The sequence below is a fragment of the Algibacter sp. L4_22 genome (assembly GCF_023473045.1).
Lineage (GTDB): Bacteria > Bacteroidota > Bacteroidia > Flavobacteriales > Flavobacteriaceae > Algibacter.
This window is the reverse complement of record NZ_JAMCOK010000003.1, coordinates 788926-806054: the sequence shown is the minus strand read 5'-3', so window position 1 is coordinate 806054 and position 17129 is coordinate 788926. Positions and strand designations below refer to the sequence as shown.

Here is a 17129-nt window from a genome sequence, read left to right as displayed (position 1 = left end):
CAGGAAAAAGGTAGGTCTGTTTTCGGTCTTTTCCAAGGATAAATTTCATAACTAAAAGATACAAAAATGAGCTGAAAAGTTACTTCCTAATTGATTCTAAAAATATAAATAGTTATTAGACAGTCTGACGGTTACGTATAAGAATAGTGCGTTGTTTGTGTGCGAGGATTTTCCGAAGGAAAATCAGAAGCTAGCAAACAAAGCAACTAACATTGGTTAAGCACAAAATAGCAATTTTTTATATACAATGTTGGTAGCAGTTTTTTTATACTTTCAATATTATCTCGTTTACCCAAATTTGTATTCTATCTTTTGTTTCTTCAAAGTTTTTAAGCATAAAATCATTATTATATTTTACTTTTTGGTCGAAGTATAATTTATCATTGACATAGATTTTTATTTTCTTTTTTGTGTTTACCATTTCTGGTGAAATCATAATCTTAAAAGATTCAATGCAAGATGTTTCAATTCTAAACTCATTATTTGTATAGTTTGCAATTACTTTCCCTGATTTTCTAGGAAAATTAAAAGCTTTTTTATCAACATTTACTACTACTAAACTATCATTTTTATTATATTTTAATTCCTTATTAATTTTAAAGTTTAAATTTTTATGCCAACCTTTCTTAGGTGTTAAAGTGTCTAATTTAATATCGGTTAACCAATCTATGTTTCCATAGTTGTCATCGTCAAATTCCCAAGTTATTTTTTTAGGGAATGGATTTCTTTCTCTTTCTTTTAAATCTGAAAAAAGAATTTTATAAGCAGGCTCTGATTCGTCAAATTTAGGAAACCAATGTGGAAAACCATTATAGCGGTAATCTTTATAATCAGCATTTATAAATCGCATTAACTTGGTTAAACTATCATTTGCATTTGGTGGATAATAATAATCTTGGTCTGTAGAAAAATTAATATATGAGCGATTAAGAATGTTTTCTATAAAAGTTCCACCAGTATATAATCTTGGCTGTGTGTTAAATCCGTAAAAGCCTGCAAACTGAGTTGGTTGTTTCATTGCATAGGAAAACGAACCTGTAGAACCGTTAGAATGTCCCGAAATAAAAACTTTATTATCATCTATGTTGATTGATGTTTTCAGCTGTTTAACTATTTTCGGTATCATAAAAAACCCATCATCCGATGTCATCCAATTGTATTTTTTATTAGCGCTTGGAAAAATTAAAATAACATCATTTAATGAAGCATATTTAGTATAATATCTATTCCAACCACTTAAAACTTGTTGAGCAATTTGGTAATCTTCTAAAAAACTAAACCTGACAGCTCCGTGAAGAAATATTAATGTTGGATACTTGTTTTTTGGATTATAATTTTTTGGTAAATGAACTAGATAAGAAGAATTAATAGAATCATTTATTTTAAGAGAGATTGAATAATTTTGCTTTTGTTTTGGCAAGTATGGATTATACGTTTTTATATTTTGGTACAACTTTTTTACGTTGTTAGAAGTTTTAAAATTATTGTTAGAAGTTTTAAAAAATTCTTTTTCAAAGGCATTTAATTTTTCAAAAAACTCTTTTTTATCGGTTAAGGCATTTGTTTTTAAAATATTCCAACGTTTATCATTCAACAAGTTTTTATAATCTTCTTTTGCATAATCATCAAGAACAAAACTCCATCCTGGGAAACCATCTTCATCAGTTTCCATTTTGGCAAGTGTTGTTAGGTATTTAAAAGCTAAGTCTTTTTGCTTTAAATTTGCAGCCAAAATAGATGCATGATAGTACCCAGTTCCGTTTATACTATCTGGATATTTTTTAAAGGCCTTCTTGAAAATATCGATTGCGGTTTTATAATTAATAGAGTCTTGGGATTGAGCAACTTTTATAGCTTTTTCTGTTAGTTCAGTATATGTATTTTGAGCATTAATATTTAAACTGAACAGAGTAATAATAAATAGTAAGATTTGTTTCATTATCTTTTTTTTGACAAATCTATTGGATTTAAAATTGTAAAACTTGTATAATTGGGACAACAGTTTATTTTTTTAAATGCCAAAATGTATCTTCACTTCCAAGAAGAGTTCCCTTTTTTAAAAAACTTTTGGGAGAGTTTGACGTGAAGTTTTGAAAAGCTTTATTGAGATGTGATTGGTCGCAATAGTTAAATTCATAAGCTAAATCAGTAAAACTTTGTTCTGTATTCTCCAAAAGTTTTTTTTCTAAAGTTTTTCTAAAAAGTACAATTTCATTGAATTTTTTTACTGAAACGCCAAAATGAATATTGAAAAGTCGATTTAAATGCCTTCGGCTTATTTTAATTTCTGTTGCTATTTCTTGAATAGGTAAAGAACCAAAATTACTAAAAATTAAGGAAATAGATTTCTCTAAAATAATGTTTTGGTACTCTTTATGTTTTTCAACTAAGTACTCGTCTAATAGTTTTGTAATTATATCCGTATCAATATTAGAAAAAAGTTTTGAAAGCTCTAAATTAGAAAAGAAGTTATGGTCTCTAATAAATTCATTAAAATTTAGGTTCTTATAAAATTGTTGAATTCCTAATGGTTTAAAAACGATTACTATTCTGTGTACTTTACCTAATTGTTTTACCTGCAATATATTCTCTCTAATTGGTGTGAAAATTTGAAGAGGTTTAGCCTTGTTTTCAAATATCACTTCTCCTTTTTTTGAACTGACATTTGATTTATATAAGGATATAGTTGTGTTGTAATGAGGAAAGCATTCAAATTCAGTTTTTATATTGTAGGGCTTTATATCTAGATAATAATAATAATCTACATATTCAGAAATTAAAGGATTAATAGGTTTGAATGTTTCAAAAATATTATTCATTTGGATATTGATTCAGTGTGCTTTTAAATTCTGAGTAACGTTTTCGTAATTTATTGATTATCAAGTGATTGGGTTTTGGTAAAACGTTTCCTAAAAGTAATTATTTTTTTTTGGAAATGAGTAGAATTGCTACCAACGTTGATGTATATAATTCAGTAAGGAGTTTAAAATAAACTGATTTTCAGATAGTTACAGTTTTTATTTAATGCGCCGAATTCTCAAATTAAACACCAACCTCCTTATTGATTATATACTTTGTTGTATGTCTGGTCTTTTTATTTTTTCCGATTGTAAGTTAATTCTTTTTATATTTATATAACAATCTAAAAGACATAAAAAATGAATATAAAACTTATCGAACAAAATACTAAAATGTTAATAGGTGAAATAGAATTAAGTATCTTACCATTGAAAGGTGATTATATAGCACATAAGGAGGTAATGTACATAGCCTATAATACTATTCATTCAGAAGAAGGTATTTCAATAAATGTAATTGAAGCTAGTTTCAATAATGAGGAAGTAGTTGTTGAATATAGTTAATCTTCTTTAGATTTATATTTACTTAGATAATCCTTAAATTCGGTTATGGAATCTTCTATAGATTTTAATTCGTGAATTATTGTTTTAACTTCATACTTTGCTATAGGAAATTTAGGAAAAGGTATATTAAATTCTCTTAGTTTTTCTATTAGATAGTCTGTGTGTGTTAGTTTCATAATTTTAATATTTATTTCGTGCGTTATATTCCGCACAGTTATTAATTCAGTTTTTGAGTTGGCAATTCACGTTTAGATTGTCAGTCCAACGTAACAGTTTCTTTTGCTTGTAATTCAGGTGTTATTTATTAACTTGTTCAAAATTTATAATTATGACATACAACTTAGAAGAATTTGACAAAAAATACCTAATCGCAAAAGAAAATCTATTAGATTATTCTGATAAAGTTTTAGCTGACTTTAAAACTGACTTGTCTAAATATTACTAGTGAATATAAAACTATACCTGCTTTTGACTTTTATTTTGATTCCAAAAATTCTATTTATGGCTATATTGATGAAAAATATCCTCAGTCAGAATTAAGAAGTTCTGGTGACACATATTTATTTAATATCGAAACCGTTATTTGTCTTTATTTAAAAAGGGAAGTTCAAGCCATTCATAAGAAATTTTCGGAAGCTTATAAAGAATTTTTGAAGGGGCTTCCTGAGAATCTGTCTTCTCTCTAATTACTTCAATTAATAAAGCGTCCTCTAGTAGTTTTACTGTAGAGATCTTTGGATTTTTTCTTGCTGTATAATTTAGATAGTCTGTTAGACATTCAAGATTCTGTTCAGTCATAGTTGTTTTTGTTTTTCAACAACTCTTTTATATACTTCTTGTCGTATGAGTGAGTGACTTGCATACAACAATCGAATATAGTGAATAGCCATATTCACACCATAAGGGTAATATAATTATATTTTAATCTATATTAATGATTTATTAAAATTCTAGTTTTGTTTTAAGCTTATTTAAGATGGAGATATGTGAAAGAGATAGGGTTATATAAAAATAATAAAGCTTCCTTTTTAAATCATCAAAAAGGAGGAATACGTTAAAGATGATATTAATATAGTCTCGAATCAAGTTCATCTAAAATCGAATTAATTACTAATTTTCAGAAGAAAATATAATTAACAAAGAGCAACCTTCAAGTTAATTATTCTGTTTAATAAACTGTTAGGCTCAGCAGTGTATTCTTTTATTATAGTTACATTTAAATAATCAAACAATTTTCTTAATCAACACTTCAGCAATTCAGTACAAAAAAGTATCTTTGAAACATTCAAAAATCAACAGATGAACGTACATTTTATAGCCATTGGCGGCTCGGCCATGCACAATTTAGCCTTAGCGCTTCATAATAAAGGATATCAAGTAACAGGGAGCGACGATACAATTTTCGAACCTTCTAAATCTAGATTGGAAGCAAAAGGTTTGTTGCCAGAAATGTTTGGTTGGTTTACTGAAAAGATATCGGAAAATCTAGATGCTGTTGTTTTAGGAATGCACGCGAAAGCCGATAATCCAGAGTTACTAAAAGCACAAGAATTAGGCTTAAAAATATATAGTTATCCAGAGTTTTTATACGAACAATCTAAAAATAAAACCCGTGTAGTTATAGGTGGAAGCCATGGTAAAACGACCATTACTTCCATGATTTTACATGTAATGCATTATCATGATCGTGATGTTGATTATATGGTTGGTGCACAATTAGAAGGTTTTGACGTCATGGTGAAACTTACGGAAGACAATGATTTTATTGTTCTTGAAGGAGATGAGTATTTAAGTTCTCCAATAGATAGACGTCCAAAATTTCATTTATATAAACCTAATATTGCTTTATTGAGTGGTATTGCTTGGGATCATATTAACGTGTTTCCTACCTATGAAAATTATGTAGAGCAATTTAGCATATTTGTAGACTCTATTGTAAATGGTGGAAGTGTAAATTACAATGAAGAAGATCTTGAAGTAAAGCGGGTAGTAGAAGCCAGCGAAAATACGATTAGAAAAATAGCTTACCATACTCCAGAATATACTGTGGAAAATGGTGAAACCTTTTTAGAAACACCCGAAGGGCCATTACCAATAGAAGTTTTTGGTAAACACAATCTTAATAATTTGGCAGGTGCAAAATGGATTTGCCAACACATGGGTATTGATGAAGATGATTTTTACGAAGCCATTGCTACTTTCAAAGGAGCTAGCAAACGTTTAGAAAAAATAGCAGAAAGCAAAAATAGCGTAGCATTTAAAGACTTCGCGCATTCGCCGAGTAAAGTAGAAGCTACTACAAATGCGGTAAAAGAACAATATGCGAACCGAACTGTGGTTGCTTGTTTAGAACTACATACATATAGCAGTTTAAATGCTGAGTTTTTAAAGGAATATAAAGGCGCTCTCGATGCTGCAGATGTTGCTGTGGTGTTCTATTCTCCACATGCCGTAGAAATTAAAAAACTTGCGGCAGTAACTCAAGAACAAATAGCTGCGGCTTTTGAGCGAAAAGATTTAATTATTTATACTAATCCAGATGATTTCAAAACATTTCTTTTTGATCAGAATTTTGAGAATAAAGCATTGCTTTTAATGAGTTCGGGGAATTATGGGGGTTTAGATTTTGATGCTGTAAAAGCTTTGATTGAGTAGCTTTGTAGTTTAAATATAAATTTATATACGTTTAAAACAGTGCCATTTTATAATTATAAAATGGCACTGTTTTTACATAGCGACTAATTTTTTAATGCTTTTAGAATTACAAATTTGTTTAAACTGGAGTTTCTCGCATAGTACATTTATTACTAATAAAAACCAAAGAAGATTTCGTTTTACTTTATCGATGTATAGCTGTTTTTAAGGCCTTAACGAAAGAATTGTTTGCAAAAAGTTTTTTATTACAAAATTTCGCTTTAATTTAATGGCTATCTTTTCTTACATACAAGGGGAAGTGTTTCTTTTTTTAAGAGCCTATTACTAAAAATCTATACATGAAAGTTAATCAAATTTCGTTAAACGAAAACAATTGGTCTCATGGTTTGGCTTCAATAACTGTTGATCCAAATTTAATATTACTTTTTGTGTCACCAGACTTCACCTTAAAACAACAAGTTTTATCGCAATTAAATAGAGATTACCCAAAAAGCACGATAATAGGTTGCTCTACGGCTGGAGAAATTTCGGATGTTACCGTAAAAGATAAATCAATATCTCTAACAGCTATTCAATTTAACAAAACATGCTTAAAATTGGTTTCAGTAAAAGTAGACCAAATGGAATATAGCCAAAAAGCAGGCGAAAAAATTGGTATTATGCTTAATCAAGATGGTTTAAAACATGTTATGGTTTTAAGCGATGGATTAAATATTAATGGTGCCGATTTGGTAATGGGGTTAAAATCTAATTTACCAAATATTAGTATTACAGGAGGTTTAGCTGCAGACGGAGAGGATTTTGGGAATACTTTTGTAATTAGAAATAATGAGATGTTAGAAAAAACAGTTTTAGCTTTAGGCTTTTATGGTGATAGTCTTAAAGTTAATTATAGTTCCAAAGGCGGATGGGATGGTTTTGGAATTGAGCGGTTGGTAACAAAAGCTGATAAAAATGTTTTATACGAATTGGATGGAAAGCCAGCATTAAAAATATATAAGCATTTATTAGGTGAGGATGCCAAAAAACTACCAAGTTCAGGTCTTTTGTTTCCTGTAAGTATGAGGCAAGGAGGAAGTGCCATTGCTGTAGTTCGAGGTATTTCTGGTATTAGCGAAGATGATCAAAGTTTAGTTTTTGGTGCTAATATTCCAGAAGGGGCCTATTTACGCTTAATGAAAGGCAATATTGATAAATTGATTACTGGGGCAGAGGAATCGGCCATTTCTGTTAGTCAAGGTGTAAAAGAAACTTTAGAATTAGTGATATTAATTAGTTGTATAGGCCGCCGTTTGGTCTTAAAGCAATTGGTGGAGGAAGAAATTGATGTGGTTCGCCATATAGTAGGCGATAATCCAAAAATAACAGGGTTTTATTCTTACGGAGAAATTGCTCCATTAAGCGAGTCTTTATGTGAACTACACCATCAAACTATGACTATAACAACGCTTTCGGAATGTTGAATAAAGATTACCATAGATTGTTAAAGCGACAGCTTACAAAAGCAGGTTTTAACACAATAGATAATCCCGAGATGGTTAGTTTTATACAAACCGTAAATGCCGCATATAATAGTTTTGATAAAGATATTTATCACCTAGAAAATGTTTTGGAACTTAGTTCTACAGAGCTTTTTGCGCTAAATGAAGAATTAACTAAGGAGCGTGATAACACGAAATCTAAATTAGAACATGTTGTAGACCATATTGGTGGAATAATATTTGAAACTGATCTTGAAGGAAACTTTACTTACTTAAATACGGCTTGGGAGAAATATATAGGATATTCTTTAAAAGAGACATTAGGACGAAATTATAAAAAGTTTATTCCGAAAAAAAATGTAGAAGAAAACAAAAAGCATTATAATTTTTTCAATAAAAAGAATACCGTTTTTATATTTAAATTACTACGAGATAATAAAACCATGTGGTTTGAATTAAGAGCGAAGCTTTTTAAGAACGCAGAAAAAAAAGCATCTGGGTTTATAGGCACTATAACCGATATTACTAATTTAAAAGAAACAGAAATAGAGCTTCATAAAGCGAGTATTTCTAAAGATGAGTTTCTATCAACCATGTCTCACGAGATTAGAACACCATTAAATGCCGTTACAGGCTTGTCTAATATTTTGTTAATGGAAGATTATTTGCCAGAACAGGTCGATACGCTTAAGGCTTTAAAATATTCTAGTGAACATCTGCTTGGTCTAATAAATGATTTATTAGATTTTAATAAAATTAAATCGGGTAAGGTTGATGTTGTTGAAAAAGAATTCAGTTTAATTTCTTTTTTAGATCATATAGTTGATCAGTTTTCTTTACAAGCTATTAAAAAAGGAATACGTTTTGAGTTGATTAAGGAAAATGAAATACCCGAAAATATTATAGGTGATAAACTTGTGCTTACTCAAATAATCCAAAATTTATTAAGCAACTCGTTTAAGTTTACCAAAAAAGGAAGTATCACTCTTAGTGTTAAAAATCAAGGTGTCATTGATGATAAAATAACGCTTGGATTTAAGGTTATAGATACTGGTATAGGGATAACTAAAAGTAGGCAAGAAACTATTTTTGAAAGTTTTGTACAAGCAAGTTCAGAAATTGCTGTTAAATACGGTGGTACGGGATTAGGGCTTTCCATTTGTAGACGATTATTGCGGTTTAAAAATAGTGATTTACAGCTTAGTAGTAAATTGGGTAAGGGGTCCACATTTTTCTTTAATATAGCTTTTAAGATAAATGGTAAAAGTTATTCTCTAGTCAATAATAAAGTAAATTTAAAACCCGTATTTAAATCATTAAATATAAATGTATTGGTTGCTGAGGATAATAAAATGAATGTTCTTATCTTAAAGAAGTTCTTTTTAAATTGGAATGTGAATTTTACTGTTGTTGAAAATGGTGAAGAGGCTTTCAAGCTATTTAAAAAAGACCAATTTGATTTCGATTTGGTGTTAATGGACTTGCAAATGCCTATCTTAAATGGTTATCAGGCTACAAAGCGTATTAGAAAATTAGAAGATCCTATAAAAGCTAATATTCCAATTATTGCTTTAACCGCATTAGCACAAACCGATGTGAAAGAAAAAACAGAACTTTATAAAATGAATGGGTTTATGGGAAAACCATTTGAACCAAACAAACTCTATGCCCTTCTAGAAGTATATAGTCGTTCTTCCTAGTTTAAAAAAGCATGTTACTTTATGTTTTACAAAGGTTTTTTTTAAATTCGAAAAAACTAGTTTAAAAAAAATATGTAGATTTATCGAATGGTGGATAAAAAAGAAACGTTTTCTATAAAAAATTGGAGTCAAGACGATCAACCACGTGAAAAATTATTATACAAAGGCAAATCTGCTTTAAGTGATGCCGAATTGGTTGCTATTTTAATAGGTTCAGGAAATCGAGAAGAAAGTGCCGTTGCCTTATGTAAACGGATTTTGGCTAGTACCGAAAATAATTTAAGTGCCTTAGGTAGGCTTTCCATAAAGCAACTTACAGGATTTAAGGGAATAGGAGAAGCCAAAGCCATAAGTATTATTGCTGCTCTAGAATTAGGGAGAAGAAGGAGAGGGGAAGAAGCTCTTGAGAAAAAGAAAATAACTTCAAGTAAATCTGTTTTCGAGCTCATGCAACCTATAATTGGTGAACTTGAGCACGAAGAATTTTGGATTATTTACTTAAATAATTCAAACAAGGTTATTCATAAAAATCAGTTAAGTAAGGGCGGGATTACCGGCACTTTAGTAGATGTGAGATTAGTACTTAAAAGTGCTCTCGAAGTAGGTGCTTTGGGGCTAATTCTCTCTCACAATCATCCATCTGGTACATTAAAGCCTAGTGAAGCCGATAAAAATATCACTGAAAAATTAAAAATTGCCGCACAAAGTTTAGATATAAAAGTGCTAGACCACTTAATTATTACCGAAAAAGCATACTTTAGTTTTGCAGATGAAAATATATTGTAGATTGTCATTTTTAAAAAAATGATTTTCATTAAATATTTGCGTTTTAAGTTCGAAGTATAAAAAACACAGGAGTAAAACGGAAATTAGAAACAATTTGAAATGAGGATTAAAAAGTTATGTTATTAGTATATACCCATAAAATATCACCACGATTAAAGTATGTTTTTAAACATATATGTACAAGAGTATTAGGTGTCGAGGTCACTTTTACCACTAAAATCGAAAGTTTTATTGCGCACGATAGTATTAAAATGTCGTACACAAAACAGCCACTTGGTAATGAGTTTTTTATAAAAAGTAACGATTTATTATTTGAGCAAGGTTTAAACGATATCGATATTAATATTATGGATTGGGGACATAGCAAATGCTTTTTTTTCAATGGAGATAAAAGTGCGATTCCTTTTGATGTTTTTGCAGCCTCATTTTATTTGCTGTCTAGGTACGAAGAGTATTTGCCACATGTAAAAGATGAGTTTGGCAGGTTTACAGCATCGGAAAGTTTAGGTTTTAAACATAAGTTCCTCCACCAACCTGTTGTAGATATTTGGGCCTATAAATTTAAAGAAGCTTTAGAGAATCAATTTCCAGATTTCGAATTTCCTGTAAAAGCATACAGGATAAAGCCTGTAATAGATGTGCCTAACCCGTATTGCTATAAGTTAAGCGGTATTATGCGAACTTTTGGAGGGACAATAAAAGATGTTTTAAAATTAAGATTAAAAAGTCTTTATATGCGTTTTATGGTTCTCATGAACTTTAAGCACGACCCGTTCGATACTTTTAAATATTTTATAAATAAGCAAAAACAATCAAAGTTTAAGTTTGTTTTCTTCTTCTTATTAGGTGAGTATTCTACTTACGATAAAGGAGCTAATCCTAACAATAAGGCATTTATATCGCTAATAAAACATATAGGAGACTATAGTGATGTGGGGTTGAAGATATCTTTTTTGGCTATTGATGATGCCGATATTTTGAAAAAGGAAAAAATAAAAATCGAAGAAATTATCAATAGGCCATTAAGAGCTTCGAGACAATCTTTTTCTAAATTAAATTTACCCGAAACGTATAGGAATTTAATTGAGTTAAATATAAAGGAGGATTATACCATGGGTTATATAAACGAAATAGGATTTAGAGCCGGTTCGTGTACACCTTTTTTGTTTTACGATTTAGATCATGAAGTACAAACACCACTTAAAATTTGTCCTTATCACGTTATGGATTTTGCTTTGCTCAAAAATAAATCTTTATTAGATAAAAAGAGAGTTTTGAACAATATGATAAATGAAGTTAAAAGAGTTAACGGTGAGTTTGTTCCTGTTTTTCATAATTATACTTTGGGAGATCTTGCTATATGGAACGGCTTTAAGGAATTGTTTAATGTTATTTTAGATTCAGTAGATAATGAAAATTAAAAATATTACAGATGTATTTTTCGATTTAGATCATACACTTTGGGATTTCGATAGAAACTCTGCACTTACATTCGAGAAAATATTCGAAATAAATAAAATAGAGGTTGAAATAAATCAGTTTTTGGAAAGCTATGTTCCTATAAATTTAAAATACTGGAAACTTTATAGAGAAGACAAAGTATCTAAAGAATCTTTGCGTTTTGGTAGATTAAATGAAGCTTTTTCGGTTTTAGGAGTTGAGGTAGAACACGGTTTGATTAATAAGCTGTCCGATGATTATATTGAATATTTATCAAGCTTCAATTACCTGTTCGATAATACTTTAGAAATTCTTGATTATTTGAATGAAAATTATCGATTACATGTCATTACCAATGGTTTTGACGAAGTTCAGCATAAAAAAATGGCGAAATCGAATATTTTGCACTATTTTGAAACTGTTACAAACTCTGAAATGGTTGGTGTAAAAAAGCCCAATCCTAAAATTTTTAAACATGCTTTGGAATTAGCTAATGCTAAAGCAGAAAATAGTATTATGATTGGTGATAGTTTCGAAGCCGATATTATCGGTGCAAAAAACATAGGTATGGATGTTATTTTTTTTGATATAAATAACATAGTTTTAGAAGAAGATATAAAACAAATAAGTGAGCTTTTGAGTTTAAGGCATTATTTATGATACTCATATACACTAAGGAACGTTTTAAAACCGTTTTAACTCAATATGATAAAAAATATAAAAAGTAAAATAAGTTTATTGCTCGTTATGGGGTTAATAGTGATGTCTTGTACGGAAGCTATAGATCTAGATCAAGTTAATGATTTAGTTTTAACACCAGCGGTAGAAGCTAGTTTAGTTTATTTCGATGAACCTGCAAGTCGTTTTATAGATAGTGGTGCGAATGCTAGTACTATTCAAGATTTTATATCTGTAGAGTTTTTTAACGACCAATTTATTGCTGATAATTTAGAAAAAGCAGAGTTTGTTTTTGAGACTAAAAATACAATAAATAGAATTTTTGAATTACAAGTAGATTTTTTAGATGATACAGGTACGGTACGGCATACTATTATAGTAAATGAAGATGCTGCTCCCGATAATACAGATAGCACAACTACTTATATAGAAGTTTTTGAGGGTAGCTCACTTACTGCCTTAAAACAAACAGTTACTATCAATTTTTCATTACGTTTATTACCAGGAGAAACTATAGACGAAAACACACCTGGCAGAATTCAGTATATATCGTATGCGTCATTTTATTTTAACATAAGCAAATAGAGATATGCGGAAACTAATTTTAGTGTTTACATTACAATTATGCTTGTTTTCGTTTTCTCAAAACAAACAATTGCTTTATGGATTTTCAGAAATTCCACAATCCCTGCTACAAAACCCTGGGGGTAAAGTAACTAACGATTGGTATGTGGGTATTCCTTTACTTTCACATATTCATTTTAATGCAGGAGTAGTAGGAAGTACGGTTTATGATGTTTTTGTAGATAATAATGTTGATTTTAATGTAAAATTTAGAAATGCTGTTAATAGCATGGATTCAAACGATTTTTTTAACATCAATCAACAATTAGAAATTTTTTCGGGAGGTTTTGCTTTCGGTAGTAGTTATCAAAAAAACAAATATATAAGTTTTGGGATGTATCAAGAATTTGATATTATTATGTATTTCCCTAAAGATTACGCTACACTTGCAATAGAAGGAAATAAAAGTAATATAAATAGATTGTTTGATGCTAGCGATTTAAGCGTTTCCGCAGAAGCCGTTACTGTGCTTCATGTAGGTTATAACAAAAAGGTGAATGAACAGTTTACTTATGGTGTTCGTGGAAAAATTTATTCAAGTTTAGCAAATATAAATTCAACCCAAAATAAAGGTAGTTTTGTAACCGTTCCTGGCGAAAATAATTATTACGATCATATATTCGATCTCGATTTAAAACTTCAAACTTCGGGAATAGCTAGTTTAACCGATGATGAGAACTCTGACGTAAGTAATGATATTGATGAATTTAAAAAAAGGATTTTATTAGGAGGTAATTTAGGCTTGGGCGTAGATTTAGGTTTTAATTATCAATTAACCGACCAATGGAGTGTTGAAGCAAGTTTACTTGACGTTGGGTTTATAACCCATTCTAAAGATGTTGAAAATTATGCTATTAAAGGTAAGTACACTTATAATGGAATAAATCCACTTTTTTCTGAAGCGGAAAATGGACAAACGGCAGATGAGTACTGGAGTGGTATTGAAGATGAGTTAGACGAAATATTTACAGTAGATACAACTAAAACAAAATACACCAAATGGCGACCTGTAAAATTTAACGCATCCCTTAATTATGCCTTTGGTGAAAAGCAAAGTAAAGATTGTAATTGCACTATAGACGATACCGGTTACCAAAACGCTGTTGGTGTACAACTCTACGGAATAAAACGACCTAAAAGACCTCAAATGGCTTTAACGGCTTATTATTACAGACGCGTGTTTAATGGTTTGCGCTTAAAAGCTTCGTATACGGTAGATTCTTATTCGTTTAATAATCTCGGGCTTGGCATGTCGGCACACATTTGGGGCGCCAATTTTTATGTTATGGCCGATAATTTATTGCAATATAAAAATGTATATGATGCGCAAAGTGTATCTTTACAATTAGGATTTAATTATATATTTAATAAGAAATGAAAACTAGATTTTTAACCACAATTTTTGCTTGTTTATTTATAGCAAGTGCATTCTCTCAAACCGAATTAGATAATTACAAGTACATTATAGTTTCTAAGAAATTCGATTTTTTAAAATCTGCCAATCAATATCAATTGAATGATTTATCGAAATTTTTACTTAACAAATATGGTTTTCAAGCATTAATTGAAGGTGATGCTTATCCAGAAGATTTATCCAGAAACCGATGTTTAGCGCTAGATGCCGATGTGCAGAAAGAGCCAGGTATGTTTAAAACGAAGCTGAAAGTAGAACTAACTAACTGCAATGACAAAATAGTTTATACTTCTAAAATTGGTGAAAGTCGTGAAAAAGAATACAAAAAATCTTATACAGAAGCTATTCGTGATGCCTTTTCTTCGTTTGAAACTTTAGGGTATAAATATATGCCTAAAGCAGGTGCCTTATCTGCTTCAGAACCTAATGTTACCGTAACACCTGCTACATCAAATGAAATAGAAAAATTAAAAGAAGAAATTAAAACGCTTAAAGAAGAAAAAGTGGTTGAGGTTGTTGAAACAAAAGAAGTTCTTGTAGAAACTCCAATTGCTATAACGGAACAAGTAGCGATTACTGAGGTTTCAGCGTCTGGTGTTTTATATGCACAGGCTATTAAAAATGGATTCCAGTTAGTAGATAGTTCTCCAAAGGTACTTTACCGTATGTATAACACGCAATTAAGTGATGTGTTTTTAGTTGAAAATAAATCGGCTATTATCTTTAAGAAGGATAATAAATGGTTCATTGAGCATCATGAAAATGGCACATTAAAACTCAATCTTTTAAATATTAAGTTTTAAAAAATCTAAAACATTTATATTCAAGTCCGGTTAATTATTAGTCGGTGATAAAAAAACAGCAACAATATTTTATAAAATATTGTTGCTGTTTTTTTATTTAATAATATCTTTTAATTTTTAAAACCAATTTCATTTAAAAATTTCAAACTAAAACAATGAAAATATTATTTACATCATTCCTTTTTCTCTATTGTTTTAATGCTATTTCTCAAGACGCTAAGCCAAGAGGGATTAGTTTTTCTGTAAAAGAAGAGAAGGCCATATTTACTGGTTGTGAAAAAATTAGTTTAGGTTATAAACGAGATGCGTGTACAAATCAAAAGATTTATGAATTTATCAGTAAGCATATTGATCCTGAAATTGCTGTAAAGGAAGGGCTAAAAGGTAGACATCGTGTTAGAGTATTTATTACGATAGACGAAAACGGAAAGGTTTCTAAATTAGAATCAAATTCTGATAACAAGAAAATTACTAAAGCCATCAAAAAAATATTTAAAAAATTCCCAAGAATGATACCTTATAAAATTAGGAATAAACCAACATCTACCAGACTAATTCTTCCAATAACCTTCATGAGAATATCATAAGGTTTCAGTAAAGTTTCTATATTAAAAGCCTTGTTTTGTGGTGTTAAATTTCATGCAAAAAATTAAATTTTTCTTAAATATAAGTTTTTAAACGTCTAAACTTTTGTTTGTAGCGTAAATCCGGTATTACTTCAATTTAATATCAACTTATTATATGGAATTTAAAACAGACACAAATACTATAATTAATACTTCAAATAAATCATTTACTAGTAAGTTAAATAATCTATTCCATAGTAACGGAAAGACAGGAAGCCCTCAAAACCGAATTGTATTAGCAAGTACGTTTTTAACGTTACTTTTAGGCGTTTGGTTTTTTTCTGTTTTTCATAACGATTTCGAAGAGTTTAACTTAGTAAATATGGGGTCTACGCTAGGTGTTACTTTTGTTTTCACTGCAATGGCATTATTTATTTACAGGGCTTTGTTTTTTATCTATACCGGATATAATTATTTAAAATATAAACCAGTTGAATCTGTTGTAGATTATGAACTCCCTACGGTTACAGTAATTGTACCAGCTTACAATGAAGGTAAACAAGTTTGGGATACTTTAATGAGTTTAGCAGAAAGTGACTATCCTGAAAATAAAATGCAACTTTTAGCTATAGATGATGGTAGCTTAGATGATACTTGGAGTTGGATGCAAAAATCCAAAGAAAAACTTGGGGATCGTCTTGAAATATGCAAGCAACCAGAAAATAAAGGAAAACGCCATGCTTTATACCGTGGTTTTCATTTAGGTACAGGAGAAATATTTGTAACCGTTGATAGTGATTCTATTGTAACGGAGGATACGCTTAGAAACTTAGTTAGTCCGTTTTTAGAAGATGAAGATTGTGGAGCTGTTGCTGGTAATATTAGAGTTTTAAACAATAAAAAAGCAATATTACCAAAAATGCTCGATGTAAGCTTTGTGTTAAGTTTCGAGTTTGTTCGTTCTGCAGAAAGCAATTTAAAATCGGTTTTATGTACACCTGGCGCATTAGCAGCCTATAGAGCTACAGCTGTTTTTAAATGTTTACCAGAGTGGATTAACCAACAGTTTATGGGGCAACCATCGGATATTGGGGAAGATCGAGCTATGACCAACATGATTTTAAAACAAGGTAAACATGTATTGTTTCAAAAAAATGCAGTAGCTTATACCAATGTACCAGAGGAATATTTAGGCTTATATAAAATGTTTATCAGATGGGGACGTAGTAATGTGCGCGAAAACTTAGCAATGGCTAAATATGTATTTACAGATTTTAGAGAAGGACCAAAATTTGGAACAAGATTATTGTTTATTAGTCAATTTTCGAAACTGTTAATGAGTTATCCATTATTAATTTTTATGCTGTTTTTTGTACTAGTTCATCCTTTATTATTTTTAGGGTCTACACTAGTAAGTATTTTGATTTTATCAACATTTTCGTTGTTATTCTTTACAAAACAGTATAAAACATCTCAAGGTTTTTGGGCATATACATATAGTATTTTGTACACTTTTGGTTTGTTCTGGATAACACCATACGCCATAGCAACAGCCAATAGAAGAGGCTGGTTAACACGTGGTTTAGCCGAGAAGAAATAAGTAAAGTAATACTTTTAATA

General features: G+C 30.0%; 16 protein-coding genes. 12 read left to right on the top strand and 4 right to left on the bottom strand.

The genetic code is table 11. From position 1 onward, the window contains the following. Positions 1 to 265 precede the first annotated feature (265 nt). Both M4I23_RS11750 and M4I23_RS11745 read right to left on the bottom strand, forming a co-directional pair. Positions 266 to 1939, bottom strand: coding sequence for an alpha/beta hydrolase-fold protein (locus tag M4I23_RS11750; protein ID WP_249754500.1), 1674 nt, complete (start codon positions 1937 to 1939; stop codon positions 266 to 268). Between the two features lie 64 nt (positions 1940 to 2003). Further along, complete coding sequence (locus tag M4I23_RS11745; RefSeq protein ID WP_249754499.1) at positions 2004 to 2819, bottom strand: AraC family transcriptional regulator; 816 nt, start codon at positions 2817 to 2819, stop codon at positions 2004 to 2006. A 339-nt stretch (positions 2820 to 3158) separates the two neighbouring features. On the opposite strand from M4I23_RS11745, the gene M4I23_RS11740 reads away from it, so the two are divergent. Beyond that, positions 3159 to 3362, top strand: a complete 204-nt coding sequence (locus tag M4I23_RS11740) for a hypothetical protein (protein WP_249754498.1) — start codon at positions 3159 to 3161, stop codon at positions 3360 to 3362. Here the strand turns inward: M4I23_RS11740 and M4I23_RS11735 are convergent. Then, complete coding sequence (locus M4I23_RS11735) at positions 3359 to 3538, bottom strand: hypothetical protein (protein WP_249754497.1); 180 nt, start codon at positions 3536 to 3538, stop codon at positions 3359 to 3361. The two genes, M4I23_RS11740 and M4I23_RS11735, sit on opposite strands and share 4 nt — an antisense overlap. Before the next feature lie 403 nt (positions 3539 to 3941). After that, positions 3942 to 4160: a hypothetical protein gene (locus M4I23_RS11730; RefSeq protein WP_249754496.1), complete on the bottom strand. Its 219-nt coding sequence runs from the start codon at positions 4158 to 4160 to the stop codon at positions 3942 to 3944. Positions 4161 to 4661: 501 nt separating this feature from the next. On the opposite strand from M4I23_RS11730, the gene murC reads away from it, so the two are divergent. From murC to M4I23_RS11675, 11 genes are all read left to right on the top strand, one after another. Then, positions 4662 to 6017: a UDP-N-acetylmuramate--L-alanine ligase gene (murC, locus tag M4I23_RS11725; protein ID WP_158845067.1), complete on the top strand. Its 1356-nt coding sequence runs from the start codon at positions 4662 to 4664 to the stop codon at positions 6015 to 6017. Positions 6018 to 6355: 338 nt separating this feature from the next. Next, the gene (locus M4I23_RS11720; protein WP_249754495.1) at positions 6356 to 7480 is read left to right on the top strand and encodes an FIST signal transduction protein; all 1125 of its coding nucleotides are present in this window, start codon (positions 6356 to 6358) and stop codon (positions 7478 to 7480) included. Further along, positions 7474 to 9198 (top strand): PAS domain-containing hybrid sensor histidine kinase/response regulator, encoded by a 1725-nt coding sequence (locus M4I23_RS11715; RefSeq protein ID WP_249754494.1) that lies wholly within the window; start codon positions 7474 to 7476, stop codon positions 9196 to 9198. Before M4I23_RS11720 ends, M4I23_RS11715 begins: the two co-directional genes overlap by 7 nt. Before the next feature lie 87 nt (positions 9199 to 9285). After that, positions 9286 to 9984, top strand: a complete 699-nt coding sequence (radC, locus tag M4I23_RS11710; protein WP_249754493.1) for a DNA repair protein RadC — start codon at positions 9286 to 9288, stop codon at positions 9982 to 9984. Between the two features lie 116 nt (positions 9985 to 10100). After that, positions 10101 to 11405, top strand: a complete 1305-nt coding sequence (locus M4I23_RS11705) for a polysaccharide deacetylase family protein (protein ID WP_249754492.1) — start codon at positions 10101 to 10103, stop codon at positions 11403 to 11405. Next, entirely contained in the window at positions 11395 to 12084 is a 690-nt protein-coding gene (locus M4I23_RS11700) for a YjjG family noncanonical pyrimidine nucleotidase (protein ID WP_158845052.1), read from the top strand. The genes M4I23_RS11705 and M4I23_RS11700 overlap by 11 nt, the downstream gene beginning before the upstream one ends. A gap of 45 nt (positions 12085 to 12129) precedes the next feature. After that, the gene (locus M4I23_RS11695; protein WP_249754491.1) at positions 12130 to 12687 is read left to right on the top strand and encodes a hypothetical protein; all 558 of its coding nucleotides are present in this window, start codon (positions 12130 to 12132) and stop codon (positions 12685 to 12687) included. A 4-nt stretch (positions 12688 to 12691) separates the two neighbouring features. Beyond that, positions 12692 to 14104, top strand: coding sequence for a DUF5723 family protein (locus M4I23_RS11690; RefSeq protein ID WP_249754490.1), 1413 nt, complete (start codon positions 12692 to 12694; stop codon positions 14102 to 14104). Further along, positions 14101 to 14943, top strand: coding sequence for a hypothetical protein (locus tag M4I23_RS11685; protein ID WP_249754489.1), 843 nt, complete (start codon positions 14101 to 14103; stop codon positions 14941 to 14943). Before M4I23_RS11690 ends, M4I23_RS11685 begins: the two co-directional genes overlap by 4 nt. Before the next feature lie 155 nt (positions 14944 to 15098). Further along, the gene (locus M4I23_RS11680) at positions 15099 to 15530 is read left to right on the top strand and encodes an energy transducer TonB (RefSeq protein WP_249754488.1); all 432 of its coding nucleotides are present in this window, start codon (positions 15099 to 15101) and stop codon (positions 15528 to 15530) included. 154 nt (positions 15531 to 15684) lie between these two features. Next, on the top strand, positions 15685 to 17109 hold the full coding sequence (locus M4I23_RS11675) for a glycosyltransferase family 2 protein (protein WP_249754487.1): 1425 nt from the start codon (positions 15685 to 15687) through the stop codon (positions 17107 to 17109). Positions 17110 to 17129 lie beyond the last annotated feature (20 nt).